General features: G+C 35.5%; 25 protein-coding genes and 2 pseudogenes. 21 read left to right on the top strand and 6 right to left on the bottom strand.

What is annotated here, in order from left to right; all coding sequences use genetic code 11:
• Positions 1–103 precede the first annotated feature (103 nt).
• The 8 genes and pseudogenes from JFU23_RS03940 to JFU23_RS03905 all read left to right on the top strand — a co-directional run bounded on the left by JFU23_RS03940 (position 104) and on the right by JFU23_RS03905 (position 7,349).
• Positions 104–1,634 (top strand): annotated as a pseudogene (locus tag JFU23_RS03940) (thiol-activated cytolysin family protein).
• Between the two features lie 507 nt (positions 1,635–2,141).
• Entirely contained in the window at positions 2,142–3,371 is a 1,230-nt protein-coding gene (locus JFU23_RS03935) for a serine hydrolase domain-containing protein (protein WP_085311913.1), read from the top strand.
• A 401-nt stretch (positions 3,372–3,772) separates the two neighbouring features.
• Positions 3,773–4,069: a transposase gene (locus JFU23_RS03930; protein WP_002170592.1), complete on the top strand. Its 297-nt coding sequence runs from the start codon at positions 3,773–3,775 to the stop codon at positions 4,067–4,069.
• Positions 4,070–4,077: 8 nt separating this feature from the next.
• Entirely contained in the window at positions 4,078–4,959 is an 882-nt protein-coding gene (locus tag JFU23_RS03925; protein WP_201031428.1) for an IS3 family transposase, read from the top strand.
• 70 nt (positions 4,960–5,029) lie between these two features.
• Positions 5,030–5,473 (top strand): annotated as a pseudogene (locus JFU23_RS03920) (acyl-ACP desaturase); the annotation flags it as partial.
• Between the two features lie 217 nt (positions 5,474–5,690).
• On the top strand, positions 5,691–6,152 hold the full coding sequence (locus JFU23_RS03915; protein ID WP_172805429.1) for a CarD family transcriptional regulator: 462 nt from the start codon (positions 5,691–5,693) through the stop codon (positions 6,150–6,152).
• A 551-nt stretch (positions 6,153–6,703) separates the two neighbouring features.
• On the top strand, positions 6,704–6,850 hold the full coding sequence (locus JFU23_RS03910) for a BC1881 family protein (RefSeq protein WP_000738549.1): 147 nt from the start codon (positions 6,704–6,706) through the stop codon (positions 6,848–6,850).
• Between the two features lie 265 nt (positions 6,851–7,115).
• Positions 7,116–7,349 carry a hypothetical protein gene (locus JFU23_RS03905; RefSeq protein ID WP_002131164.1) on the top strand — a complete coding sequence of 78 codons (234 nt, stop codon included), beginning with the start codon at positions 7,116–7,118 and terminating at the stop codon, positions 7,347–7,349.
• 355 nt (positions 7,350–7,704) lie between these two features.
• Here the strand turns inward: JFU23_RS03905 and JFU23_RS03900 are convergent, their stop codons facing one another.
• Positions 7,705–7,980, bottom strand: a complete 276-nt coding sequence (locus JFU23_RS03900) for a hypothetical protein (RefSeq protein ID WP_002165394.1) — start codon at positions 7,978–7,980, stop codon at positions 7,705–7,707.
• A 399-nt stretch (positions 7,981–8,379) separates the two neighbouring features.
• Here JFU23_RS03900 and JFU23_RS03895 point away from each other — a divergent pair, with 399 nt between their 5' ends.
• The 3 genes from JFU23_RS03895 to JFU23_RS03885 all read left to right on the top strand — a co-directional run bounded on the left by JFU23_RS03895 (position 8,380) and on the right by JFU23_RS03885 (position 10,160).
• On the top strand, positions 8,380–8,574 hold the full coding sequence (locus tag JFU23_RS03895; RefSeq protein ID WP_085311908.1) for a hypothetical protein: 195 nt from the start codon (positions 8,380–8,382) through the stop codon (positions 8,572–8,574).
• Between the two features lie 65 nt (positions 8,575–8,639).
• Complete coding sequence (locus tag JFU23_RS03890; protein ID WP_002013825.1) at positions 8,640–8,951, top strand: ArsR/SmtB family transcription factor; 312 nt, start codon at positions 8,640–8,642, stop codon at positions 8,949–8,951.
• Positions 8,952–9,071: 120 nt separating this feature from the next.
• Complete coding sequence (locus JFU23_RS03885; RefSeq protein WP_085311907.1) at positions 9,072–10,160, top strand: saccharopine dehydrogenase NADP-binding domain-containing protein; 1,089 nt, start codon at positions 9,072–9,074, stop codon at positions 10,158–10,160.
• A 315-nt stretch (positions 10,161–10,475) separates the two neighbouring features.
• Here the strand turns inward: JFU23_RS03885 and JFU23_RS03880 are convergent, their stop codons facing one another.
• From JFU23_RS03880 to JFU23_RS03865, 4 genes are all read right to left on the bottom strand, one after another.
• Positions 10,476–10,847, bottom strand: coding sequence for a cupredoxin domain-containing protein (locus JFU23_RS03880; protein WP_002033053.1), 372 nt, complete (start codon positions 10,845–10,847; stop codon positions 10,476–10,478).
• 159 nt (positions 10,848–11,006) lie between these two features.
• Positions 11,007–12,266: a serine hydrolase domain-containing protein gene (locus tag JFU23_RS03875; protein ID WP_201031427.1), complete on the bottom strand. Its 1,260-nt coding sequence runs from the start codon at positions 12,264–12,266 to the stop codon at positions 11,007–11,009.
• Positions 12,267–12,365: 99 nt separating this feature from the next.
• Complete coding sequence (locus JFU23_RS03870; protein WP_002128166.1) at positions 12,366–13,565, bottom strand: MFS transporter; 1,200 nt, start codon at positions 13,563–13,565, stop codon at positions 12,366–12,368.
• A 15-nt stretch (positions 13,566–13,580) separates the two neighbouring features.
• Entirely contained in the window at positions 13,581–14,000 is a 420-nt protein-coding gene (locus JFU23_RS03865; RefSeq protein ID WP_002013810.1) for a MarR family winged helix-turn-helix transcriptional regulator, read from the bottom strand.
• A 174-nt stretch (positions 14,001–14,174) separates the two neighbouring features.
• On the opposite strand from JFU23_RS03865, the gene phaZ reads away from it, so the two are divergent.
• From phaZ to JFU23_RS03840, 5 genes are all read left to right on the top strand, one after another.
• A complete protein-coding gene (phaZ, locus tag JFU23_RS03860; protein ID WP_201031426.1) occupies positions 14,175–15,092 on the top strand; it encodes an intracellular short-chain-length polyhydroxyalkanoate depolymerase in 918 nt (305 codons plus the stop codon).
• 60 nt (positions 15,093–15,152) lie between these two features.
• Positions 15,153–15,377 carry a hypothetical protein gene (locus tag JFU23_RS03855; RefSeq protein ID WP_201031425.1) on the top strand — a complete coding sequence of 75 codons (225 nt, stop codon included), beginning with the start codon at positions 15,153–15,155 and terminating at the stop codon, positions 15,375–15,377.
• Positions 15,378–15,490: 113 nt separating this feature from the next.
• A complete protein-coding gene (locus JFU23_RS03850) occupies positions 15,491–16,687 on the top strand; it encodes an MFS transporter (RefSeq protein ID WP_201031424.1) in 1,197 nt (398 codons plus the stop codon).
• The gene (locus tag JFU23_RS03845; protein ID WP_000166302.1) at positions 16,671–16,871 is read left to right on the top strand and encodes an NETI motif-containing protein; all 201 of its coding nucleotides are present in this window, start codon (positions 16,671–16,673) and stop codon (positions 16,869–16,871) included. The genes JFU23_RS03850 and JFU23_RS03845 overlap by 17 nt, the downstream gene beginning before the upstream one ends.
• Before the next feature lie 309 nt (positions 16,872–17,180).
• The gene (locus JFU23_RS03840; RefSeq protein WP_002137260.1) at positions 17,181–17,630 is read left to right on the top strand and encodes a VOC family protein; all 450 of its coding nucleotides are present in this window, start codon (positions 17,181–17,183) and stop codon (positions 17,628–17,630) included.
• 147 nt (positions 17,631–17,777) lie between these two features.
• On the opposite strand, the gene JFU23_RS03835 is transcribed toward JFU23_RS03840, so the two are convergent.
• Positions 17,778–18,860 (bottom strand): S-layer homology domain-containing protein, encoded by a 1,083-nt coding sequence (locus JFU23_RS03835; RefSeq protein ID WP_016091773.1) that lies wholly within the window; start codon positions 18,858–18,860, stop codon positions 17,778–17,780.
• Positions 18,861–19,225: 365 nt separating this feature from the next.
• On the opposite strand from JFU23_RS03835, the gene JFU23_RS03830 reads away from it, so the two are divergent.
• Genes JFU23_RS03830 through JFU23_RS03810 form a run of 5 tightly spaced genes read left to right on the top strand, consistent with a single transcriptional unit; the run spans position 19,226 to position 22,801 of the window.
• Complete coding sequence (locus JFU23_RS03830; protein ID WP_002033061.1) at positions 19,226–19,648, top strand: hypothetical protein; 423 nt, start codon at positions 19,226–19,228, stop codon at positions 19,646–19,648.
• A gap of 25 nt (positions 19,649–19,673) precedes the next feature.
• Positions 19,674–19,979 carry a WXG100 family type VII secretion target gene (locus tag JFU23_RS03825; protein WP_016091772.1) on the top strand — a complete coding sequence of 102 codons (306 nt, stop codon included), beginning with the start codon at positions 19,674–19,676 and terminating at the stop codon, positions 19,977–19,979.
• 22 nt (positions 19,980–20,001) lie between these two features.
• Positions 20,002–20,721 (top strand): DUF5081 family protein, encoded by a 720-nt coding sequence (locus JFU23_RS03820; protein ID WP_201031423.1) that lies wholly within the window; start codon positions 20,002–20,004, stop codon positions 20,719–20,721.
• Positions 20,721–21,047, top strand: a complete 327-nt coding sequence (locus JFU23_RS03815; RefSeq protein ID WP_201031422.1) for an MFS transporter — start codon at positions 20,721–20,723, stop codon at positions 21,045–21,047. Before JFU23_RS03820 ends, JFU23_RS03815 begins: the two co-directional genes overlap by 1 nt.
• A 32-nt stretch (positions 21,048–21,079) precedes the next feature.
• Positions 21,080–22,801: a DNA/RNA non-specific endonuclease gene (locus JFU23_RS03810; protein WP_201031421.1), complete on the top strand. Its 1,722-nt coding sequence runs from the start codon at positions 21,080–21,082 to the stop codon at positions 22,799–22,801.
• Positions 22,802–22,803: the final 2 nt, after the last annotated feature.

The following is a 22,803-nucleotide window of genomic DNA, read 5'->3' as shown; positions in this document are numbered from 1 at the left end:
TTAGTTCAAGAACTTTTAAAAGTATTTATGTAAGTTTATTATTCGGCAATTATTTATAAATAATTATCATACCTTAATACGAAAAACAGAAGGGGATATTTTTTTGGAAATTAAGAAAAACAACAAAGGAATAAAATTTCTAACATGTTTATTAGTTAGTTTATGCACTATTAATTATTCATCTATTTCCTTCGCGGAAACACAAACAGGTAATGCAAATGATGCAACAAAAAATGCTAGTGGCATTGATACTGGCATAGCAAGTTTAAAGTATGATAGTAGAGATATTTTAGCAGTAAATGGTGATAGAGTAGAGAGTTTTGTTCCGAAAGAAAGTATCAATTCAAATGGTAAATTTGTAGTAGTTGAACGTGAGAAAAAATCACTTACAACTTCACCAGTCGATATTTCGATTATTGATTCTGTGGCTAATCGTACTTATCCAGGAGCCGTACAACTTGCAAATAAAGCTTTTGCAGATAATCAACCTAGTTTAAGTACCTAAGAGAAAACCTTTGAATATTAGTATAGACTTACCTGGCATGAGAAAAGAAAATACAATAACCGTTCCAAATCCAACATATGGTAATGTGTCTGGAGCAGTAGATGATTTAGTATCTACTTGGAATGAAAAGTATTCAACAACACATACGTTACCTGCAAGAATGCAGTATGCAAAATCTATGGTTTATAGTAAATCACAAATAGCAAGTGCTCTTAATGTTAACGCTAAATATCTTGATAATGGGCTGAACATTGACTTTAATGCGATTGCAAATGGAGAGAAAAAAGTGATGGTTGCGGCATATAAGCAAATATTTTATACAGTAAGTGCTGAACTACCTAACAATCCATCAGATCTTTTTGATAATAGTGTTACTTTTAGTGAGTTAACTCGTAAAGGGGTAAGTAATGCGGCTCCCCCTGTTATGGTGTCAAATGTAGCTTATGGCAGAACAATTTATGTGAAGTTAGAAACAACATCTAAGAGCAAAGATGTACAAGTTGCCTTTAAAGCCTTACTTAAGAATAACAGCGTGGAAACGAGTGGACAGTACAAAGATATTTTTGAAGAAAGTACTTTTACCGCTGTAGTAGTAGGTGGAGATTCAAAAGAGCATAACAAGGTTATTACAAAAGATTTTAATGAAATACGAAATATCATTAAAGATAATGCAGAATTAAGTCTTAAAAATCCAGCATACCCAATTTCATATACAAGCACTTTCTTAAAAGATAATTCAACTGCGGCTGTTCATAACAATACAGATTATATTGAGACTACAACTACAGAATATTCAAGTGCTAAAATGACGCTTGATCATTACGGTGCATATGTTGCTCAATTTGATGTATCTTGGGATGAATTCTCATATGATCAAAATGGGAAAGAAGTACTAACACATAAAACTTGGGAAGGAAGCGGTAGAGACAAAACTGCTCATTTCGCTACAGTCATACTACTTCCACCGAATTCAAAAAATGTAAAAGTCGTAGCGAGAGAATGTACAGGTCTTGCATGGGAATGGTGGAGAACAATTATTAATGAACAAAATGTTCCGTTAACAAATGAAATAAAGGTTTCAATTGGAGGAACAACATTATACCCAACTGCTAATATTAATCATAATTAAAGGCAACGTATACGTCCGAAACGCCCTGTTTACAGGGCGCTTTTTTACTTAGTTGAAAGTATATCGGCGTTTTTCAAATATATCATAATCAATTCGCGAATCTTATAATCATATTTTTAATGGCTGCATGAATGTTTTCAATGATTTCATTCCTTATTATTAAATCTCCATAAATTTAAATTAGCCTATCTTTATTAATTTATTATGTATCAGCATTTGGATTTTTTATAAAGAAAAGGCACTATCATCAGAGTGCCTCTTCTTACTTAATCTACAATGGGATAGCAACACATCGCCATCCTTTCTGTATATTTCTACAAAAAGAATAACGTTCTCTGTGAATTATGGATATAAATTTATCTTAGGTTGATAGTGATGTATGATGCCTCCATATACATAAATACATTTTGTCGAAATTATTAAAAAGGGGAACTTTTCTATTTGAAGAACTAATAATTGATTGTCAATATGTATTAGAAATCTCAATCTAAACTAAAGGAGAACAAAATGGGACAAAACAATAAAGGCTTTTCTGAAACAGGATTGCGCAAAATGCGCAATGTACTGGCGCAGCATGTCGATTCTGGAAAGATTCCTGGGCTCGTCGCCTTAGTCAGCCGAAACGGGGAGACGCACGTCGAAGCGCTTGGAACAATGAGGCATGATGGTGGCGCACCAATGCGTCGGGACACGATCTTTCGATTGGCGTCCACTAGCAAGCCGATCGCAGTTTCACCAGTAATGGTTCTGCTCGACGAGTGCAAACTGCATTTAGACGACCCAGTAGACAAATGGCTGCCCGAACTCGCTGACCGGCAGGTGTTGAAACAGCCCGATGGTCCACTGGAAGAGACCGTCCCAGCACGGCGTCCTATCACTGTACGAGACCTGTTGACCTCCACATTCGGTCTCGGATTGGATCTCACGTTGATGGGTTCTCCGATCATGAACGCGTTCTTCGAGAGTGGGATATTCGACACGCCAGGGCAGGATATGCCCGATCCAGATGAGTTTATGTGTCGCCTAGGTGCACTTCCGCTAAGCTACCAGCCCGGAGAGCGGTGGCAGTATCATATCAGTATTGAAGTGCTCGGCATTCTTGTTGCCAGGGTCACGGGTCAGACATTCGAGTCGTTCCTGCGCGAACGCATATTCGATCCACTGGGAATGAAGGACACTGGTTTCTACGTGCCTGAGCTCAAGATTGACCGGCTTCCACCTGCCTTCAACCCAGATCCGCAGACAGGTGAGTTCATCGTGTGGGATGAGGGTACAGGCGGACGTTACAGCAAACCTCCAGCATTTCAAGCAGGCGGTGGTGGGCTGCTCGCAACCATCGACGATTATCACGCATATTTGCAGATGCTGTTGAACAAAGGGATGCACGGAACCAAACGGATTCTGTCTAGGCCCGCAGTCCAGCTGATGACCACCAACCGTCTTACTCCTGAACAACAAGCATACCGAGACGATTTGGCCAAAAACAACGTCCATTTGTCGTTTGGACAAGGGATACAAGGTGGCTGGGGCTTTGGGATGGGGGTGCGTACCTATCTTGGAGACTACGCGTCTATCGGTCAATTCGGCTGGGATGGCGGAACTGGCACTACAGCTTACGCTGATCCAGACAAACAGTTTATTGGAATTCTGTTCACCCAGGTTGGGATGTCCACTCCGGCCCCATCGCATCTTATCCAAGACTTCTGGACCACGGTCTACCAAGCAATCGAAGACTGAAACCGAACTTAGGTATTGTTTAAAGGAAAACTCCAAGACAAATTATACGCATGATGGCCACCATCAATACCATGGTTAAAAGCTATGGCAGGACGGGAAGTGTTGGAAGTACTACGAGAACAGTTTGGCATTATTAATAAGAGCCAAATAAAAAATCCTCTTGGATGCAAGAGGATTTTTTTTATTGGGAATAGTAAGGATGAGGGGAGGTGCATTACATATGGGAAAAGGTAGAAGTAACAATGCTGGTAAAAAGCAACCGAATTTCGATGATTCATCTAATTTCGCTAAACAAAGCCAACCGACAGAAAAGAAGAAGAAATAAGAAATGATATGATCCCCTTATAGTAGACAGGAAAAAGAAAGCACATTAACCTGTTTACTATGGAGGGGATTTTTTTATGGGAAAAATTAGAGTCACTTACGATGTAGAATTTAAGAAAAAAGCTATAGATTTATACTTAAAAGAAGGCATGAGCTATAAAACCATTGCGAAAGAATTGGGTATTCATCACTCGGTTGTAAGTCGTTGGGTGAAATACTTTGAAGCTGAAGGAATCAAAGGACTAGAAGAAAAACGCGGTAAAGCGAAAGGACCAGGTTTAGGTAGACCAAGGGTTAGACCCGAAGATCCTGAAGCTAAGATCAGACGATTAGAAGCGGAAAATGAAATGTTAAAAAAGCTCTTAGGAATGTAAAAGGAGGAATGAAAGTCGTATCCAAAACGAAAAAATTCGAAGTCATCCATGAAATGACAAAAACAGGTTATACAGTGACCATTCTATGCGATATTGCTGGTGTAACCAGAAGTGGGTACTACAAATGGATAAAACGGCATACGACGCCTTCAAAAAAACAATCAGAGGATATCGAAATTAAGAAAAAGATATTGGAGTGTCATAAAAAATTAAGAGGAATTTATGGATATAGAAGAATACAAGTGTGGCTGAAAGCCACATATAACCTTCATTTGAATCATAAACGCATCCAAAGATTGATGAGTGAACTAGGTATCAAAGCCGTAATTAGGAAAAAACGACCTTATTACGGAAAAAAAGAAGCTTATGTGATTTCAGAGAACCATCTAAATAGGGAGTTTCAAGCTTCAAAACCGAATGAGAAATGGGTAACCGATATTACCTATTTGATTTTCAATGGACAGCGCTTGTACTTATCCGCTATTAAGGATTTATACAATAATGAGATTGTTGCCTATGAAACCAGTCGTAGAAACGACTTAAAACTTGTGTTAGATACACTTAAAAAGGCAAAGAAAAAACGAAATATGAAGGGAATCCTCTTACATAGTGATCAAGGGTCCCAGTATACATCTCGTCAATATAATCAATTACTTAAAAAATATCAGATGAAGGCAAGTATGTCTCGAAGAGGCAACTGTTGGGATAATGCTTGTATGGAAAACTTCTTCAGTCACTTTAAGGCAGAGTGTTTTCATTTACACTCCTTCCATAAAGCGAATGAGGTCAAACTTGCCGTGCGTAAATATATGCACTTTTATAATCATCAAAGATTTCAAAAGAAATTAAATAACCTGAGTCCATATAAATATAGAACTCAGGTTGCTTAGTTGCGCTTTTTTAATACTGTCTACTTGACAGGGGTCACTGCACCCTAGGAGGCCCTTTTATTTTATATAACTACAAGAACTTGCAACGATGGTGTTTTACAATAATGTCGCTAAGATTGCAAGTAAGCATGATCCAGATCTTGCTACATTATTACGCCGCCTTGCCAAAGATGAGACCCTTCATTATGCTTTTTATCGAGACGTCATTTGAACACATTTGGAATTGGAACTTAACTATTGCTATCATATTGCCAATATAATTAGAAATTTTAAAATGCCAGGTGCTGTCATGCCTGATTTTGAAAATAGAATGGCTGTGATTGCAAAAGAAGCGAATTATGGACCATTACATCAAGTACTTGATGTAGTGGTTGATTATTGGGGTTTAAAAGACTTACGACCAATTGCACCTCTAGCTGAAAAAGCAAGAATTGAGATTATGGAGTACCACACAAGATTGAAAAAAATACGGGAGCGATTTGGTCGTTTTCAAGGGAAAACTGATCTATGTTAATGAGTAGAGATTTCAGAATATAAGCGGGGAAATTCCCCTTCCCTTTATGGGGAATCTGACACACTCCCTATTGTTTTGGGGGTGTTTTTTACTTAATTTAATTTTCATCAAAAAAGTAGTTGACTACAAAAAAGATTTTATGATATTATAAAATATTTGATAAAAAACAACATATATGTTAAGGTTAAGAAGGTTACCATATATGGAGGTGGATTATATGTTTCAAATTGGCGATAACATTGTTTATCCAATGCACGGAGCAGGTATAATTGAAGCCATAGAAGAAAAAGAATTCTCAGGAAAAAAGCAACAGTATTATGTTATAAAAATGTCAATCAGTAATATGCAAGTCATGATTCCTATGGGGAAAATATTAAGTTCGAGTATACGCCCAGTTACTGATATAATTGCATTAAAACACATTATACACATTTTTCAGCATGGAGAATCAGATAGATTATTACCGTGGAAACAAAGGTATAAAGTGAACACGGACAAAATAAAAACGGGTGAAATACAAGAAGGTGCCGAAGTTGTACGTGATTTAATACGTATGAAGAAAGAAAAAGCACTGAATACAAGCGAAAAAAAAATGTTGGATAACGCACATGAATTTTTGATTAGTGAACTAGGATTAATTAAAGGGATCACTGAAAATCAAATAAAAAGTTTCTGTTAAGATTCATTATAGATAATGTATTACATACCCCGAAAATATCCTGAATTTTTCGGGAATATGATTATTATTAAAAGTAAATCATTTCAAAGACATTCAACTTCTTCAACTCACTTTTTGAGTAGAAACCTCTTTTGTTATTACTTCAATCTAATCCATTTTTATTTTTAAATTTCTTTTACGAGCGTTCGAAGTTTCATCAAATAACTCGATCAAATAGTCACTTGATTTTTGAAATCCTGATTCACACTGGCACGGACAAGGATCCGTAAGGATGAAAGAGAGGTAGGGCTTTCATTGTTTTAGGTAATATATTATCTAAGTCATTATTTCTAGAAGAAAATACAATCGATCTCACCGCTATCTCTTTAAGAGTTCCTTACATCTACTGAGACAGTGAATAGGTAATTGTTTATCTCTTCTTTACGTAAAATTGATAAACGAACTGGTAACACCATATGGTCAACTACAAAAAATGGTTTCCAGACCAGGAAACCATTTTTAATTTCATTTACATAACACTAATAAATTAAGCAGTAAGAAGGAGTGCACACATGAAAAAAATGTTAACAAAAGAATTAAGTAATGAATTAAAGAAGCGGGAAGGGGTCATTTCTATTACAGTTGAGCCTTATGAAAAAATCGAAGTTGGTGGAATTCGTGTAGATGGACCAGCTGTTATTCTAATTAATCAAGAATAGTTGAATGCATGAAGAAAAGGATCAGCCTTTAAAAGAAGGGAGGATCCTTTTTGTTTGCTACTTTTATCTGATGTGTTGGAGTTAAAACGGAAGGAGAGGGTCGGGATTATCATGGTGGAAAGCTTAATATTGGTAGGATTTCTTTTTACGTTATATAAATTAGTTGATAAAAAAACAAGCTAATTATTTAAAAAGATATATTGTTTCCCTTTTAAGGGCGAGATTTATTTGATAGTGAAATGGATAATGTAAAGGAGGAATTTAGATGGATGCAAGGAAAGAACGCATAAAATACGAGAAGATGTCAAAGAACTATGAACATATTTATTTAGTTTCGTTGCTCCTACTAATTGTACTTGTTTGTAGTAGTGTGGTTATCATAGGAGCTACAGGGGGAACATATGGAGTGTTTTTGTTGTTAGCAATTTTACTTAACGCACGTATTACGAAAGAATCTCAAAAAAAGTATGAGCACTATTCTAATAAAGGGCGTATTTAAAATGATACATAGCCTGAAAGGAACAACCTAGATGTACATGCAAAGTATCCCTATATCATTACCTATTAACTAGTAAAAAAGAATCGTATATAAATAATTATTTAGTAATTTAGGAATAGAAAACGTAACTTATTAAAATATTATTTTCGTTCATATAATGAATTATCCTTCTAGCATATTTATAGGATTTATATCATATAGTGAGAGAAAGAATGTAAGTTAGAAAGGAGTCTTATAGAATGAGTTGTTTGGAGGGAAATGACTTTAGTGAACAAAATATGGTAAGTGTACCTAATCCCTTAATTTGATTTATAATAGATTGGCGTCATAGACGACCAAATAAAAACACAGGGTTTTATCTCTGTGTTTCTTCAAATTTTCGTTTTTGAATATATGCTTGCGCATGAATAATTTCTTCCTGAAGCTCTTTTAATTCTTTCATAGATTCTGATTCAATAACCATGTAAGTAGTAACTAAACTGATCATCATATCCATCTTCTCTACTATATTTTGAATGACCTGTTCAGATTGCTCTTTTTTAGGGTGTTGTATTGCCTTTAATACATTTTCCATATAATTGTTTTTTCTTTGCTGGATATCATAAATAAACTGTTTTGTGTTTGAGTTCATTTGTTGTTCCTCCGTTTTGGATATACTTCTATTCTATCATATTTGAATAGAAAATATTGGATTCCCCTAAATTCACACCTGTCTCGTACATCTCCTCAAACAAACTTAGCTTGATGGCCATGGGGTACCGCCACATCGCTATCAAGCTAAGATTATACAACGTCAATTATAGTAGAGGTTGTTTCTTTTTTCTAAAGGCTACGTGTAGGGAACTTAAAGATTTGCATACGAAATAAACCCTAACGGGTTTCATTTTTTTGAATTAAGCCGCTTGATTATCAGACATGGCACAATTGTAAACGACACCTAATATATCAAAGACTGTTTTCTTCTCATATCGATGAGATTTTCGCCCGTTTTTCTGTAGGAGGATAAACAGGAAAAGCAGGATCACTTGAGTTGGAAGCTTTTGATACAATCCGATATAGGCTTCGTGAATTTCATGGGTTTGCCCTGGTTGTAGCTGGAATGGATTTGGAAATTTTTATAGAAAAAAGACCCGACATTCTTACAAATCTGGAAAATCGAAAATGGCTGTTTATGAAACTTTCTATATTTATACTTAAAGTTGGTGCTACTTCTTTATTGCATTAGATAGTAATGTAATTTATAATACGTTTAAATGATTAAATTCTTAAACGGAAGGTAATGTTAGCGAAATGAACTGTAATGATAAAGTAATGCATATTTTAGAAAATTTAAGACCATGTTTTCAGGGGTTGGGAGATCCAACTCGTCAGCAAATTGTATCACTTTTAATTGATAAAGATAGCTTGAATGTGACGCAAATTGCGGAGAATATTCCCATGTCAAGACCTACTGTATCTCATCATTTGAAAATATTGAAACAATCAGGGTTACTTCAAGTTCAGAAAAAAGGCACTGAAATGTATTATTGTCTTGAATTTAATGAAACAATAAATCTTTTAAAAGAACTTGTTTCTTTAGTTGAAGATGAATGTAAGAACTAGGTACTCATTTATAGTTTAGGGACACCTTTTGTCCCTTTTTTTAGCGATAATATGTTGAAAGGTTTAAGTTTTTAATCATTTAAACTTATAATCTCACACTAATTAAAATGGAGGTTTCAGATGAATAAAAAAACAGTATTAATTGTTGGTGGGTATGGAGTTGTTGGTAGTCAAATTGCTCGAATTTTACATGATCGACATCCTGATTTGGAAATTAGATTAGGAGGAAGAACCTTAGGGAAAGCGTTACCTTTTGAATCAGAGAGAGTAAAAATAGTCAAGGTAGACAACACAACAGATGATCCCTTAAGAAATTTGGATGATAATTTCACATTAGTTGTTAATGCGGTTAATGATCCTCAAGATAGACTACTCCTATCTGCAGTTCGAAAAAAAATTCCATTGGTTGACATTACTCGTTGGACTGAACGCTTTAAGAGTTCTATTGATGGATTAAAAAATGTTGAGGTGCAATCCCCTGTTGTATTAGCTTCAGGGTGGATGGGGGGGACAGCAGCCCTTTTTTCTAAAATTTATTCAAAAGATCTTCAAGAGGTTACGGTTGATATCAACGCACTATATTCTCTTCAAGACAAAGCAGGACCAAATTCAACAGCGTATATGGACCGGTTAACTATTCCGTTTGAAGTCAAAGCTCGAGAGGGAATGCGACAGGCTTATCCAATGACTAATCCAGTCAAAGTCCGCTTTCCCAACGGTTATATAACCAAATGTTATCGTTTGGATACTCCCGATCACGTAACCCTGCCAGAATCAATTCATGCTGTTTCGACTAACTTTCGTATTGCTTTTGATAGTAAAATTTCTACATATGGACTGGTTTCTCTGGTGAATACAGGGATTTGGAAAATGATTAGCGGAGAAAAATTTACCAATTTAAGGAAAAGTATTCTCTATAAACCCGGAAGGGGAAGTGCACATAACATAGTTATTCACCTTAAAGGTTATGATGCTACTGGTGTATTGCATAGACGATGTGTGAACATATCAGATCCGTTAGGACAGACACATCTTACTGCTTTAGGAGCAGCTGTCCAAGCAGAGAATATTCTACAAACATCTGATAGTGTGGTTCTGGATTCTAAAATTTACTTTCCAGAAAATCTATTAGATTTGGGTGTGAATGCATGTGCAATTTTAGACTTTTATAGAGAATATGGAGTTAATATTACGACAGAAAATATATAAAAGGTACCGTTCTATTCGTGTAACCCCTAGTACACATATGGCTATCAAGCTAAGAAATACAAATATATCCAAAAAGAGAGAATATGCATCTTCATGAGAAAATGTACATTCTCTCTTTTTGCGGTGTTATAAAATTCTTAAGTTGATGGGCATGGGGTAGCACCATCAAAACACAAATTTCATACGCTATGAAAATGTAACGGTTTTATGCTACCAGTAAAAAACTGATTAGTGAGAGCTCATAATCTGCGGGGGAGGGACACCCCCGCGAATTTAAGTTTCACTTTATAAAAAAGTAAGGGCCGGTACTGCTTGTTATTTGACTATTACTTTCCCATCCATTCCTTTCAAGTAGTGGAACCGACATATTAGTTCATATGTACCGGGAGTTTCAGGTTTTACGGTAATTGTTATTTCTTTTCCTGACGGGACTTCGGCGTCAATTCCGAGCTTTTTCACCGTAAAGGTGTGATCTCTATTTCCTTTGTTTTTCAATAGTAACGTCGTCGTTTTCCCAACCGGAACAGTGATGATACTCGGATTAAAGTAATCATCATTCAATTCAACCTCAATAGGCTGTCTCACAACGTCGGATTCGGCAAATACACGGAGCGAACCTAAAGTAGTCATAACTACAATCATCGCAAGTGAAATGATTAATCCAGTTAATAGCTTTTTCACAGACATTCACAATCCCTCCTTTCCTAAGCACTAGTGTTTTCAAATTACTAAAATATTATCAATATAAATGGGGTTTAGGTGTGGCTTAAATAGTAATTCTTTCGGCAACTCCTACTAACCAAGTACTAACTGGAATAGGATTTGGGTAAATAAAAAAAGCCTCCACTACTGTGGAAGCTTCTCCAAATGATGTGCAATATCAATATACATATCGGAATAAACCGAATGGATTTCATTACTAGGCGCAGCGTTAGAAGAGAAGTGGACGATTACCATACTTGCTTTCGGATCGATGTAAAGAGTTTGTCCGTAACTGCCTAACACTTCGAAAGCACCTTGTTCATTGTGCGGAATCCACCATTGATTATGATAAGAAATGGAAGCACCATGACCAATTGCGAGCGCACCTTCTTGTACATTTTTCACACTTTCTGTAATAGAAGAAGGGACGATTTGTTTTCCGCTATATTGACCATTATTTAATAGTAATTGTCCGAACCTCGCCATATCTCTAGCAGTTGCATTTAAGCCAGCGCTTGCTTGTTCTACTTTTGTTTCATCTGTAACGTAATAAGCGTCTTCTTCCATACCAATGTGAGACCAAATTCGTTCGCTTACATTTTCAGCTAACGATTTCCCTGTAATCCTTCGGATAATCCAAGCGAGTGTTTCAGTTGATCCGTTATTGTAAGAAAAAGCTGAACCAGGTGGTGCAGTTTCTTCTGCTTCTAGTAACATATCATAAATTTTCATAGGCCCCTCGTAATTTTTACCTCGGGGTAAAATATTACTAGCTAAATATAGTTGTGCATCTTGATTTTCTAGTCCTAGCTGCATATATCCGTGAGTAGGGTATTCAGCGGAAACTTGCATGTCCAGTAATTGCTGAAGTGTTGCTTTTCCAAACGGCGTATTTTTTAATTCTTTTATGTAAGTGTCAGCTGTTTTCTCTACATCAATAAGATTTTCTTCAGCGAGAGATTGTATGATTGCACCAGTAAACACCTTTGCTAATGATGCCATTCCATGAGGTTCACTCTCGTTATATCCATTGAAATATCGTTCATAAACAAGTTGACCATTATGTACAACGACAAAAGCATCTGTTTTGTTTTCGTCTAAAAGTTTTTTTAGAGGAGTCGTACTTCCAAATCTACGCTCCACAGCAAAATCGTCTAAGTTTTGTAACGCGGTAGGGAAGGGAGCAACTTGGTCAGGGATGTTTTTTACTTCATTTATTAAAGTGAATTCTTTCATATGTGTATACGACCAGCGTAAGTAAGGATCGTCCAACCAGTTTTCTTTTGTGACATTTGCTTTAGTGGGGGTCGCTTTATTATTTTTAAAAAAAGTAAACCCAAGCCCTGTAACTACGAATAGTAATACTAGTAACAGTAATAGCAGGGGAGATTTCTTTACATTCATATAGGTACCTCCTTTAGTTTCTATTATAAGTATACGCTCGTCTTAAAATAAATACAAAATAAGGAAAGTAAACGGGTAAGTTTACTTTCCTTATGAACGTTAAGCAGATATTTGTCCGTCTGTACTTTGTTTCTTGAATTTTTGTTTTCGTCCGTGTAATCCATAATATAGAAGTAAAGTGAACGCAACGATAATAGCTGCGATAAAATACATATTATGATAACTTGATTTGGCAGCGACTATACCTAAAATGAAAGAACCGAAGCCAATGCCACTATCAAAGAACGAGTAGTAAGTAGCTGTCGCAGAACCACGTCGATGGTTTGGAGCGGCAGAAATTGCAATCGTTTGGAAACTTGGAATTAATGTTCCGTATCCTAAACCGATTAACATACCTGCGCCAAGGAACCAAAATGAAGTTTGCGCTTGGCTTAAAATGAACATCCCAATTGTGAAAATAATAATAGCGGGATAGATAAGTACATTTTCACCGAAACGATCAAATATTTTCCCTGTAAATGGACGAGAAATGACCACAACAAGTGCGTATAAAATAAAGAAGTAACTTGCAATTTCGCTTAAACCGAGCTCTTTCGCATAAATAGGAATAAAGGATAAAATGCCACTATAAGAAAAGGCTAAAACAAATCCTGTCAGAGCGATTGGAATAGAAGATGGTTCAATTAAGTCTTTCCATTTCATTTTTTCTCGTTTTTGTTTGTTTACTGGTGCTTCATGCGGAATATTGACTAGTAATCCTAATAAAAATGCGAGTAATGAAAATACTGAACAAACGATAAATAGTACAGTAAATGAAAAATGAGAAATAATTGTTAAACCTAAAAAAGGACCAATTACCATCGGTAGACTCATAAATACGCCGTAATAAGCAAGTGCTTCGCCGCGTCTATGAGCTGGTGCTACATCAGTTACAATTGTTCCAGTTGCTGTTGTTGCCATTCCGAATCCAATACCATGTAAGAAGCGAAGGGCAAGTAATAAAAATAAACTTTGCGTACCGAAATACATAACGGTAGCGGCTAAAAATAGTGAAAGTGAAATAAATAATATTTTCTTTCTTCCTAAATCATCGAGCCATTTTCCTGTGAATGGTCTACATAAAACAGATGAAATAAGAAAAACAGTTGCAACTAAACCAATTTCCTCAGGTTTTCCTTTTAGGCTGTCTATAACATAGACAGGCAGAGTAGTCATAAGCATGTAAAATGTTAAAAAGAGAAACAGACTACTAAAACAAGTTCCGAGGAAATCCTTCGTCCAAAGTTTTTCACTTTGCATCGTCATCCCTCCATATTAATGATCTAAATTTTTGATAATTTGTTGTAACAATTGAAAAGCTTCATGTAAGTCTTCTTCTTTAATACCTTCTAGCGTCTTTTCTTCAAAGGAATCAACTTCTTCTTGCCATACTGGAATCATTTCTATTGCTGTTTCCGATAAGGAAATGAGCTTCTCACGGCGATCTTTTCCTTCCGTACGAATAATCCAGCCCATAGTTTCCATACGTGTTAACGTACGAGTCATCGTTGGTGATTCAACATTTAAATATTGACATAATTCTGTTTGGGTACAAGATCCAGTTTGATTAATGCGGAAAATAACAGCCCATTGCGCACTAAATAATCCTGTTGGAGATACACGTTCATTAAATTTCTTCGTAAACTTACGAGAAGTTTGACTGACAATGTGGAAAAAATGTTGTTTTTCGTCCATGTATTTTGATCCTTTCAAATTAGTTACCTAGCTAACTATATACTTTTTTATAATAATTGTCTAGTAATAGACATGTTGTTTTATGTGGAAATTTCGTATAGGCTTTATGTTGAGAACATACATTCTATATGTTATTCTTTAAGTAAGTAAAGAATTTTCTTTCTATTAAATAGAATGGGGGAACTTGTGATGATTAAGCCTGCAACAATGGAGTTTGTTTCACTATCGAACGGAGAAACGATTGCGTATCAGGAAGTTGGAAGGCAAAATACAGAAATTCTTGTACTCATTCACGGGAACATGACATCGTCACAACACTTTGATTTAGTTATTGAGAAACTACAAAAGCAATATCATATTTACGCAATTGATTTAAGAGGATTTGGACAATCAACGTATAATAAGGCGATAGATTCTTTACAAGACTTTGCAGAAGATGTGAAACTTTTTATAGATAAATTAAATTTGAAGAAATTTTCATTAATGGGCTGGTCAATGGGCGGTGGTGTTGCGATGCAATTTACAGCGAATCATCCAACATTTGTCGAAAAGTTGATTTTAGTAGAATCAGTGGGAATGAAGGGATATCCAATTTTTAAAAAAGATATTAACGGGCAACCGATCGTATCAAGTTTAGTAAAGACGAAAGAAGAAATCGCGCAAGATCCCGTACAAATTGCTCCAGTGCTAGATGCGATAAAAAATATGAATAAATTATATTACCGTACAGTATGGAATCTATTAATATATACACATAATCAACCTGAACCGGATCGTTATGAAAAGTATTTAGATGATATGTTAACGCAACGTAATTTCGTAGATGTGAATTATGCGCTCATTACATTTAATATTTCGGATGAACATAACGGGGTTGTAGAGGGAAATAAGCAAATTCATCATATTAAAGCTCCAACACTCGTCATACAAGGTGACAGAGATTACGTCGTACCGCAAGTAGTCGGTGAGGAATTAGCAAAACATTTGCCAAATGCAGAGTTGAAGATATTAGAAGATTGCGGACACTCACCGTTTATAGATTGTTTAGATGTATTTATAAAACATGTTGAGGATTGGTTAGACAATAAATAATTCCCGAAATATAAAACTTGCATATACTATAGCATTTGTATGTATAAGGGGAGAGAGTCAATGCATAATCCATTTTTAATGTATCATTCTCCATATAATGATCATCCATATATAAAAATGATTATAAATCCGATGTATATGCAAGTTTCACCAGCTGTAGTTCCTTTGCAAGTGCAGCAATCAATGGTCCATACACATCCGATTTTATTTGGGCCTTCATTTTATGAAAATCCATATTTTAAGCATTTTCATTACAATGTGAAAGCGCAAGTATGGGAAGGATAAGAAGCTAAAAGGTTCATTCTTTTAGCTTCTTTTTTATTATGAATATTCGTACACGCATTTGAAGAAACAGTTTATAATGAAAAGTGGAAAGCGTGAGAAGGAGAGGGAAAAGGATGTCGATGCGTTTTACTTTTTGGATTATGGTTGGAATTGTAGCAATCTCAGGTTTGTCACAAGGGATGCTCTTACCTGCCATTGCAATGATTTTTGAACAAGAAGGGGTTAGTTCAAGTATTAACGGTATTCATGCGACGGCATTATATATTGGGATATTAGTTATTTCACCGTTTCTTGAAAAACCGATGCAAAAGTTTGGAATGAAGCCAATTATCGTTATTGGTGGGTTTCTCGTTATTATTTCATTATTCTTTTTTACACAAACTTTTTCATTTTGGGTATGGTTCGTTCTTAGATTTCTAGTTGGAGTCGGAGATCATATGCTTCATGTCGGAACACAAACATGGATTACGACAACATCAGACCCGAGTAAAATAGGTAGACAAGTATCGATATACGGTGTATTCTTCGGAATTGGTTTCGCAGTTGGCCCGTATTTAGCAAGCACTGTTCAGTACGGTCTTGCAACACCATTTATCGTATCTACTATACTTTGCTTAATAGGATGGCTTTTACTACTACCAACGAAAAATGCATTTCCAGCACAAGATGAGGTAAAAACTGAAAGTGAATCATCCTTTTCTCGTTATAAACAAGTCGCTGGATTAGCTTGGATTGCGCTAATTGGTCCGCTCGCATACGGCGTACTTGAAGCGATGTTAAATAGTAACTTACCAGTATACGCACTTCGCAAAGGATGGTCTGTATCGGAAGTTTCCTTCTTATTACCAGCATTCGCAGTTGGGGGCATTATTACACAAATCCCGCTCGGTATATTAAGTGATAAATACGGAAGAGACCGTATTTTAACGTGGACGTTCAGCGTAAGTACGGGCATTTTCCTACTCGCAGCAGTATTTGATCAATATTACTGGATTGTCTTTGCATGTATGCTTATAGCAGGTATGGTCATTGGCTCGTGCTTCTCACTAGGTCTTGGATTTATGACAGATTTATTACCGAGACACTTACTACCAGCAGGTAATATATTATCCGGAATCGCCTTTAGTATAGGAAGTATTATGGGACCTGTATTAGGAGGCGTATTTATAGAAAAAATACAGTATACAAGCTTTTTTATTGCGGTTATGATTATAATGGGAATTCTCGCAATGGTATATATGGTCTACATGAAGAATCAATTCGCATCAAGAAAAATAGAAAGTAGGTTAGGGCATGACAAAACAACCTAATAAAAAGAAATTTGAAGTACTCGAAAACGAAACAATTACAGACTGCTTAGCGCGTATGGAACAAGAAGGATATGCACCGTCTCGTCGCATGGAAGAGCCAATCTTTCATGAAGTAAAGAAAGACGGAAAAACAGAAGTTGAACCGTGTGGTAGAAAAATTGTTTTTGAGGGGAAATTGAAGTAATCTCATAACAAATAGCCATCCAATTCATTTGAGTTGGATGGCTTGTTTTTTTACTGAACAATGAAAGGCTTAGCTAGAGATCTTTGTTAGTGAAGGTAGTATAGAGAGAAACTAACTACATGAAAATGTAAATTTAAGGATGCTTAATGTATTGAATTTTAGGATTGGGACATCAGTTATAGAGCTGGATACCTATACATTTGAAGGAAAGAACAATTATACAAAAGTAGGATGTTTAAAAATATATTAATTTGTATGATAAAAACAAAACATATTTTAAAAAAATTAGAAAGGAGGGAGAAATATATAATGATACAAAGCATATATGAAACTCATTTACATGTCAGAAATTTAGAAAAGGCAATAGATTTCTATCAAAATAAGTTAGGTTTAGCATTAGCAAAAAGACTATCGAAAAGACGAATTGCGTTCTTTTGGGTAGGAGAAAGTAAAGAGCAAATGCTCGGATTATGGGAAGTACATATAAATGAAGAATTTGAGACGAAACACTTCGCTTTTCGTGTAGATTTAGAGTTTTTAAATGCTTCAAAATTATGGTTAGAGAAGCGTGGAATAGAGGTAGTAGGGAGTCAAGGGAAAGGAAATCGAGAACCAATTGTCCAAAGGTGGATGCCAGCTGCAAGCGTATATTTTCTAGATTGTGATGGAAATAAATTAGAGTTTATTTCTATGTTATATGATGATCCAGATGAACTAGAATATGTAACGTATTTAAGTGAATGGAATGCGGAGCACTAAGAAAAATAAAGTGGAACTTTAATCAGTAGTAGTTTTACAGCTTTGTATTATGTTAAATAGATAGAAACAAAATAAAATCCCTCAAGAAAAGGCACGTTCTTGAAGGATTTTTTTATGCTTTATATATTTTATATTGCTTGTAACGTATTAATGATGTTCACTTTTAGATATTTCAGCGCGTTGAATATAACCATCAGAGAAGCTGAAATAAAGAGAATAGCTTCCCCGATTATATATAAAGCCTTCACTAGTCATATCCTCTCCAATTCCATCTGGCTCACCAAACCACTCTTTTAATTCATTGATAGTGATATCCATTTTTACCCATATATATCTAGCGTCCGAAGGGTACATATCAATATTATAATCTCCATATACCGCTGTAGTAGGTGCATCACATTCTGTACATGGTGCTTGCTTCCAAACATCAGGCACTCCAAATTCTTTTTTTACCTCAGATATATCTTTACCCAGTACATCTAATTTAAATGGACCAAACGTCCCATCCTGTAAAGCTGTTGTTAACATTTGTTTCATTTCTTCTTTTGTATTGATGTTGAAATTATAAGATCTGTTCTTTGCTATTGCATTATAGAAAAATTGTGCATACTGCTCACGTTTCACAAGCATGTTGCCATTAAAATTACCAGACTCGTCACCTTGGGATATCCGGTTACTACGCACTGCATTTACAGATTCATAGGCCCAATGACCTTTTGGTACATCTTTAAAGTTCTCTTGTCCTTTTGAGTTTAATTGAAATGCCTTTTGCAATACTACTGCCATCTCATACCGATTTAATGCGTCATCTGGACGAAATGCACCTGTTCCATCACCTGTCATAATTCCAGCTTGCGCAATGGCTTTGATATCCTTTTCAAACATATGATTTGTAATATCACTAAACATATTTCCCTGTTTATCATCTGCTATTAAACCTAAATGTCGATTGACTAAAGAAGCAACCTGTCCTCTAGTAATGTTGTCCCCAAAACCAAATTTTCCATTTCCATATCCCTTATAAATCCCTGCTGCTGCTAAGTAATCAATAGCAGTTTTTGACCAGTGGTCCTTTGGTACATCTGTAAATACAGTGTTCGCATTGCCAGCTACTTTATAGTTATTCGTAGTTGTTTGTGCGTTTGCTGTGCCTACCATCATTGTAGTTGCTAGTGCTGTGGTGATTACGAATCCCAAAAATTTTTTAGCTTTGCTTGTTTTCTTGCCCATTTGAGAAAGCCTCCCCAGTTTAATTTAACTTTATTAAATATACGTATTACACATATACATCTAATACAGCTAAATGTACACATCGTAATTATAACATGTAAATGATGATTATTTGTTATTAATTTACTTAATGTGGATTAAATTCCAATAATCTATATAAAACTATAATTTGTAGATGATAAATATTCATTGCTATTTAATTGAAGAAAAATGCGAAAGCTTTTTATAAAATATGGAAATGTTAAAATCCCTTTGATAAAATAGCGATATGCAAAAATAATTATTTATAAATTCTCAATGTAATGAATATTCATGTTTAAATATATGAATTTAACTACATAGTTATTGTAATAAAGGGGAGAAAGATGTTAGATGAATTGTACAATGCTTTTTTAAATGCATCGGGTTTTACAGAAAGCGCGAGGAAACGAGACCAGTATGATAAATTACATGATTATTTAAAAGATCAAGAAAGAGAATTAAAACGATTCATTCAAGATGCTGAATCAGCGAAGAGAGATTATGAGAGTAAAAGTAATGGCTTAGAAGCTAATAAAATTCCGGCAGTTGAATTTGAACAAAAACGTCATGAAAAGGATGAAGACTTAAATACAGTATTATCCTATTTTAAAAGTGCATTAAGCGATGTTGGATCTGCGATAGGTACAGCTTATGCAAAGTATTTGGAATATAAAGCGAAAGCAGAAGCGGAGAAAGCGTCAGCATACAATGCAGCGACCAAGGCTTTTGAAGAAAAGAAAAAAGAAATTGAAAATCTTATCCATTAAACATATAAAGAATGGGGGAACCCACATGAGTGGTAAAGAGGTTGAAATTATAGGAAGTAACACTGCAAGTGCCATTTCTTATGCGCAAAATATTGAAAATGGTATGAAGGATTCTTTAAACGAAGCGAAAAACTTAAAAGCATACGTTACATGTGCGAACTGGAATGGAAAAACGAGAGATGCCTTTTTAAGTTATCTAGATTTAATCATTCAATATAACTCAGAAATGGTAGAGGCATTTGAAGGACATACGAAAGCTTTGAAAGAGTTAGATAAAAGTATTCAAACGTACGGAGATAGACCGGAAGTAAGGGCGATAAAACAGTTGTGATGGAGAAATGAGGGATAAAAGAATGGGAAAAGAAATGAATTTTGCACCTGCTGAATTATATGTTCTCGCAGGTGCAGCTGGGGTTACGGATATATTTGGATTGCCAAACCGTGACGTAATTATTTTACTTGATGAAGAATGTGTCACGAAAGCAACTACGAGTTTAAAAGAAAAAGGCTTACTTACAAGCGAAAATGGAATTACCCCTGCAGCTTTTCAAATTATTGAGCTATTAAAGGAATATGAAAATTGTCATGAATACACGAGAATTAATAATGTATTAATTGGTTTTTTGAAACATGATAAAGATCGAGTGGCTGTATTAACAGAAGTAGAGCTAAATAAAAAATACGAGATCGACTACATACCAAAGCCAGACGTATATTTTTCATTATTAACACGCATTCCTTTCTTATTGAGAGAACCGAGGGAAATAGAAGATACATTTTTCTCAAAGAGAATGACAGAAACAGAACAACAAACATTTGAGGAAAAAGATTTATCAAATAAAGACGTTATAGCGATGGAAACGTATACGAGGCCTCGGAGTAATAGAGGAGGAAAATGGGAATGTTTCTTATATTTCACTGAAGGAGAAGATTTCGTTCAAATAGATGTAGAACGTAATCGATATGACTGGGTGAGCCTCTATGCGGTGAATAAGAAATTGTATGACGTGTTAAAAATGCCATATAAAAAGTTAATTGACCCGAGACAATTCTCGTTAGGAGGTATTCAATAATGCAAGTATCAATGGGAGATAGTGGTTCTGGTGGTGGAGAAGAAGTATTAGTTAATTTTCAAGAACTACTTGATATAGTAATGAAGTTAGAAAACATATATACAATCCATGTAGACGTCATTGGAACGAATATTGAGAGTTTACTAAGCTGTGATTTTTATCAAAAAGGTGAAGCGATGAGAGTAATTGAAAAATATCCTGATATATTACATAAAACACTTGAATTGGCTGAACACTATTCTAGATCGGCGAAAGTTGTAGGAAATGTATGTGTAGAAATGCTTGAAAAGGACGAACAATTACGTGAAAGATTAAGTAAGTTGTAGAAATCACCATACGGCTGGGGGATGAAAACGAAATGGATGTGAAATATAGACCTGAACCATGGCAAGACATGGGAGATGGTATGAATCGAATTACAAAAGATGCACTCATAAAATTACGGTACGCAAATGAATTATTAAAAAGAATTGATGGAAGAATACGAGATTTAGACTCAGATGGTAGTATACATTTTAACCCAAAAGATCAATCGCAAAAAATCGGGGAATTACTTGAAAGTTATACGACATTGCAAAAATATTGCGGAGAAGTAGGGCGAGTAGTCTCTGAACATATAGATAAACCTTTTTTAGTAGAAATGGATAAATTTGCTCAAAAAATGAGAGATACATCTATTCTCAGTTTTGAAACAAATAACCGAATTGGCTCTACAACAACGACAGTATTACCAGGTGCGCATGCAGGCTACGGAAGTGTACCACAAACAATACAGAAGAGGAAAGATAAAATAACAGTAGAAGATATTTTTAGAGATTCACCTGCATTTGATAACGTACTTAGGGCGGAATACAAAGAACTAAAAAAACAAAATCCAGATGCAAAACTAAATTATGAAGAATACAAGAAAGTAGTTCCATCCACACGAGGATTTGAATACAAATCGATAGAAGATGAACAGAAAAAACTAGAAATGATACGAGACATAGGAATAGGCGTAGGAATCATCATCACAACAATCCTTTGTCCACCACTCGGGGCCGCTGCCGCAGTAGTATACGGCGCTGTACAAATAAAAAGTGGTATTGACGGAGAAGACTGGGGAACACACAGGAAATTGAGTCAAGAAGAGCGGGTAGGAAACGTTATTTTTGGTGGATTAGATGCAATCCCAGTTGTTGGAGCTGTAGGAAAAGGAGTAAAAGCATTCAAGGGTACGAGTGAATTAGCTGATTTAGCGAAATTATTAAAATTCAAAGAAGGAATGCCTGGTTTCAATCCAAATTTGGGTAAAAATGTGGTACAATCGCTTAAGGAAAATAAGACTTTAAAGAATGCACTAGATGCTATGAAAAATACAAACATTCCAGTAGCAGTTAGGACGGTGGATACTGGAATAGGAATGAAGCTTCCTTATATAGAATATTCAACTGTTGGAGAAGTAGCTGGAAAGTTTTCAAAGGCAAGTACGGCAGCTAAGGATGACGCTTATCAACTTACTAAGGGTAGTGGTGACTCAGGAGTTAGTAAGGAAGGTAGTTTGGCTAAGGGTACGGGTAATCCTCCTAAGATAACGGAAATACAAGAGGGGGACCTTGGGAAGCACATTATTAAAGGGAAAAATGGAAGAAAAGAACTTGTACCAAACGTGCGTTATATTACTGAGGATGGTTATAAATATACAACAGATGAGTTTGGTAGAATAGTAGATGTTGAGGCAGGAGAATTAATACTTCAAAAAGGAAAACGAAACAAAGGAATGCAAGTGGCTGCAGGCCGTGAAGATAGGTTACCTGATGATGATGGTGGCCACTTGATAGGAACTCAATTCCATGGTTCTGGAGATATTGATAATTTGATTGCTCAAAATAGACAAATTAATCGCTCTGGTGGAGAGTGGTATAATATGGAGCAAGAGTGGGCTAATGCATTAGGTGGAAAGCCTCCTAAAAAAGTGTCAGTAAAGATTGAACCAGTATACTCAGGTTCATCGCTAAGACCAAACTTATTTAAAATAAAATACCAAATTGAAGGTCAACGTAAGGTAATACGTGAAATACTTAATAAAACAGGAGGTTGATG

Source organism: Bacillus sp. TH50 (genome assembly GCF_016650565.1).
GTDB classification, from domain to species: Bacteria; Bacillota; Bacilli; order Bacillales; family Bacillaceae_G; genus Bacillus_A; species Bacillus_A mycoides.
The sequence above is the reverse complement of the archived record's forward strand: the minus strand, read 5'-3'. Positions and strand labels throughout refer to the sequence as shown.

Bases quoted from the DNA above. Each gene is read 5' to 3' on its own strand.
- JFU23_RS03865 (WP_002013810.1), bottom strand. From the start codon at position 14,000: ATGGACGAAAAACAACATTTTTTCCACATTGTCAGTCAAACTTCTCGT.
- JFU23_RS03845 (WP_000166302.1), top strand. From the start codon at position 16,671: ATGACAAAACAACCTAATAAAAAGAAATTTGAAGTACTCGAAAACGAA.
- JFU23_RS03885 (WP_085311907.1), top strand. From the start codon at position 9,072: ATGAATAAAAAAACAGTATTAATTGTTGGTGGGTATGGAGTTGTTGGT.
- JFU23_RS03900 (WP_002165394.1), bottom strand. From the start codon at position 7,980: ATGAACTCAAACACAAAACAGTTTATTTATGATATCCAGCAAAGAAAA.
- JFU23_RS03815 (WP_201031422.1), top strand. From the start codon at position 20,721: ATGCAAGTATCAATGGGAGATAGTGGTTCTGGTGGTGGAGAAGAAGTA.
- JFU23_RS03925 (WP_201031428.1), top strand. From the start codon at position 4,078: ATGAAAGTCGTATCCAAAACGAAAAAATTCGAAGTCATCCATGAAATG.
- JFU23_RS03810 (WP_201031421.1), top strand. From the start codon at position 21,080: ATGGATGTGAAATATAGACCTGAACCATGGCAAGACATGGGAGATGGT.
- JFU23_RS03875 (WP_201031427.1), bottom strand. From the start codon at position 12,266: ATGAATGTAAAGAAATCTCCCCTGCTATTACTGTTACTAGTATTACTA.
- JFU23_RS03820 (WP_201031423.1), top strand. From the start codon at position 20,002: ATGGGAAAAGAAATGAATTTTGCACCTGCTGAATTATATGTTCTCGCA.
- JFU23_RS03855 (WP_201031425.1), top strand. From the start codon at position 15,153: ATGCATAATCCATTTTTAATGTATCATTCTCCATATAATGATCATCCA.
- JFU23_RS03830 (WP_002033061.1), top strand. From the start codon at position 19,226: ATGTTAGATGAATTGTACAATGCTTTTTTAAATGCATCGGGTTTTACA.
- JFU23_RS03910 (WP_000738549.1), top strand. From the start codon at position 6,704: ATGAAAAAAATGTTAACAAAAGAATTAAGTAATGAATTAAAGAAGCGG.
- JFU23_RS03825 (WP_016091772.1), top strand. From the start codon at position 19,674: ATGAGTGGTAAAGAGGTTGAAATTATAGGAAGTAACACTGCAAGTGCC.
- JFU23_RS03890 (WP_002013825.1), top strand. From the start codon at position 8,640: ATGAACTGTAATGATAAAGTAATGCATATTTTAGAAAATTTAAGACCA.
- JFU23_RS03915 (WP_172805429.1), top strand. From the start codon at position 5,691: ATGTTTCAAATTGGCGATAACATTGTTTATCCAATGCACGGAGCAGGT.
- JFU23_RS03935 (WP_085311913.1), top strand. From the start codon at position 2,142: ATGGGACAAAACAATAAAGGCTTTTCTGAAACAGGATTGCGCAAAATG.
- JFU23_RS03930 (WP_002170592.1), top strand. From the start codon at position 3,773: ATGGGAAAAATTAGAGTCACTTACGATGTAGAATTTAAGAAAAAAGCT.
- JFU23_RS03850 (WP_201031424.1), top strand. From the start codon at position 15,491: ATGTCGATGCGTTTTACTTTTTGGATTATGGTTGGAATTGTAGCAATC.
- phaZ (WP_201031426.1), top strand. From the start codon at position 14,175: ATGGGGGAACTTGTGATGATTAAGCCTGCAACAATGGAGTTTGTTTCA.
- JFU23_RS03905 (WP_002131164.1), top strand. From the start codon at position 7,116: ATGGATGCAAGGAAAGAACGCATAAAATACGAGAAGATGTCAAAGAAC.
- JFU23_RS03870 (WP_002128166.1), bottom strand. From the start codon at position 13,565: ATGCAAAGTGAAAAACTTTGGACGAAGGATTTCCTCGGAACTTGTTTT.
- JFU23_RS03840 (WP_002137260.1), top strand. From the start codon at position 17,181: ATGATACAAAGCATATATGAAACTCATTTACATGTCAGAAATTTAGAA.
- JFU23_RS03880 (WP_002033053.1), bottom strand. From the start codon at position 10,847: ATGTCTGTGAAAAAGCTATTAACTGGATTAATCATTTCACTTGCGATG.
- JFU23_RS03835 (WP_016091773.1), bottom strand. From the start codon at position 18,860: ATGGGCAAGAAAACAAGCAAAGCTAAAAAATTTTTGGGATTCGTAATC.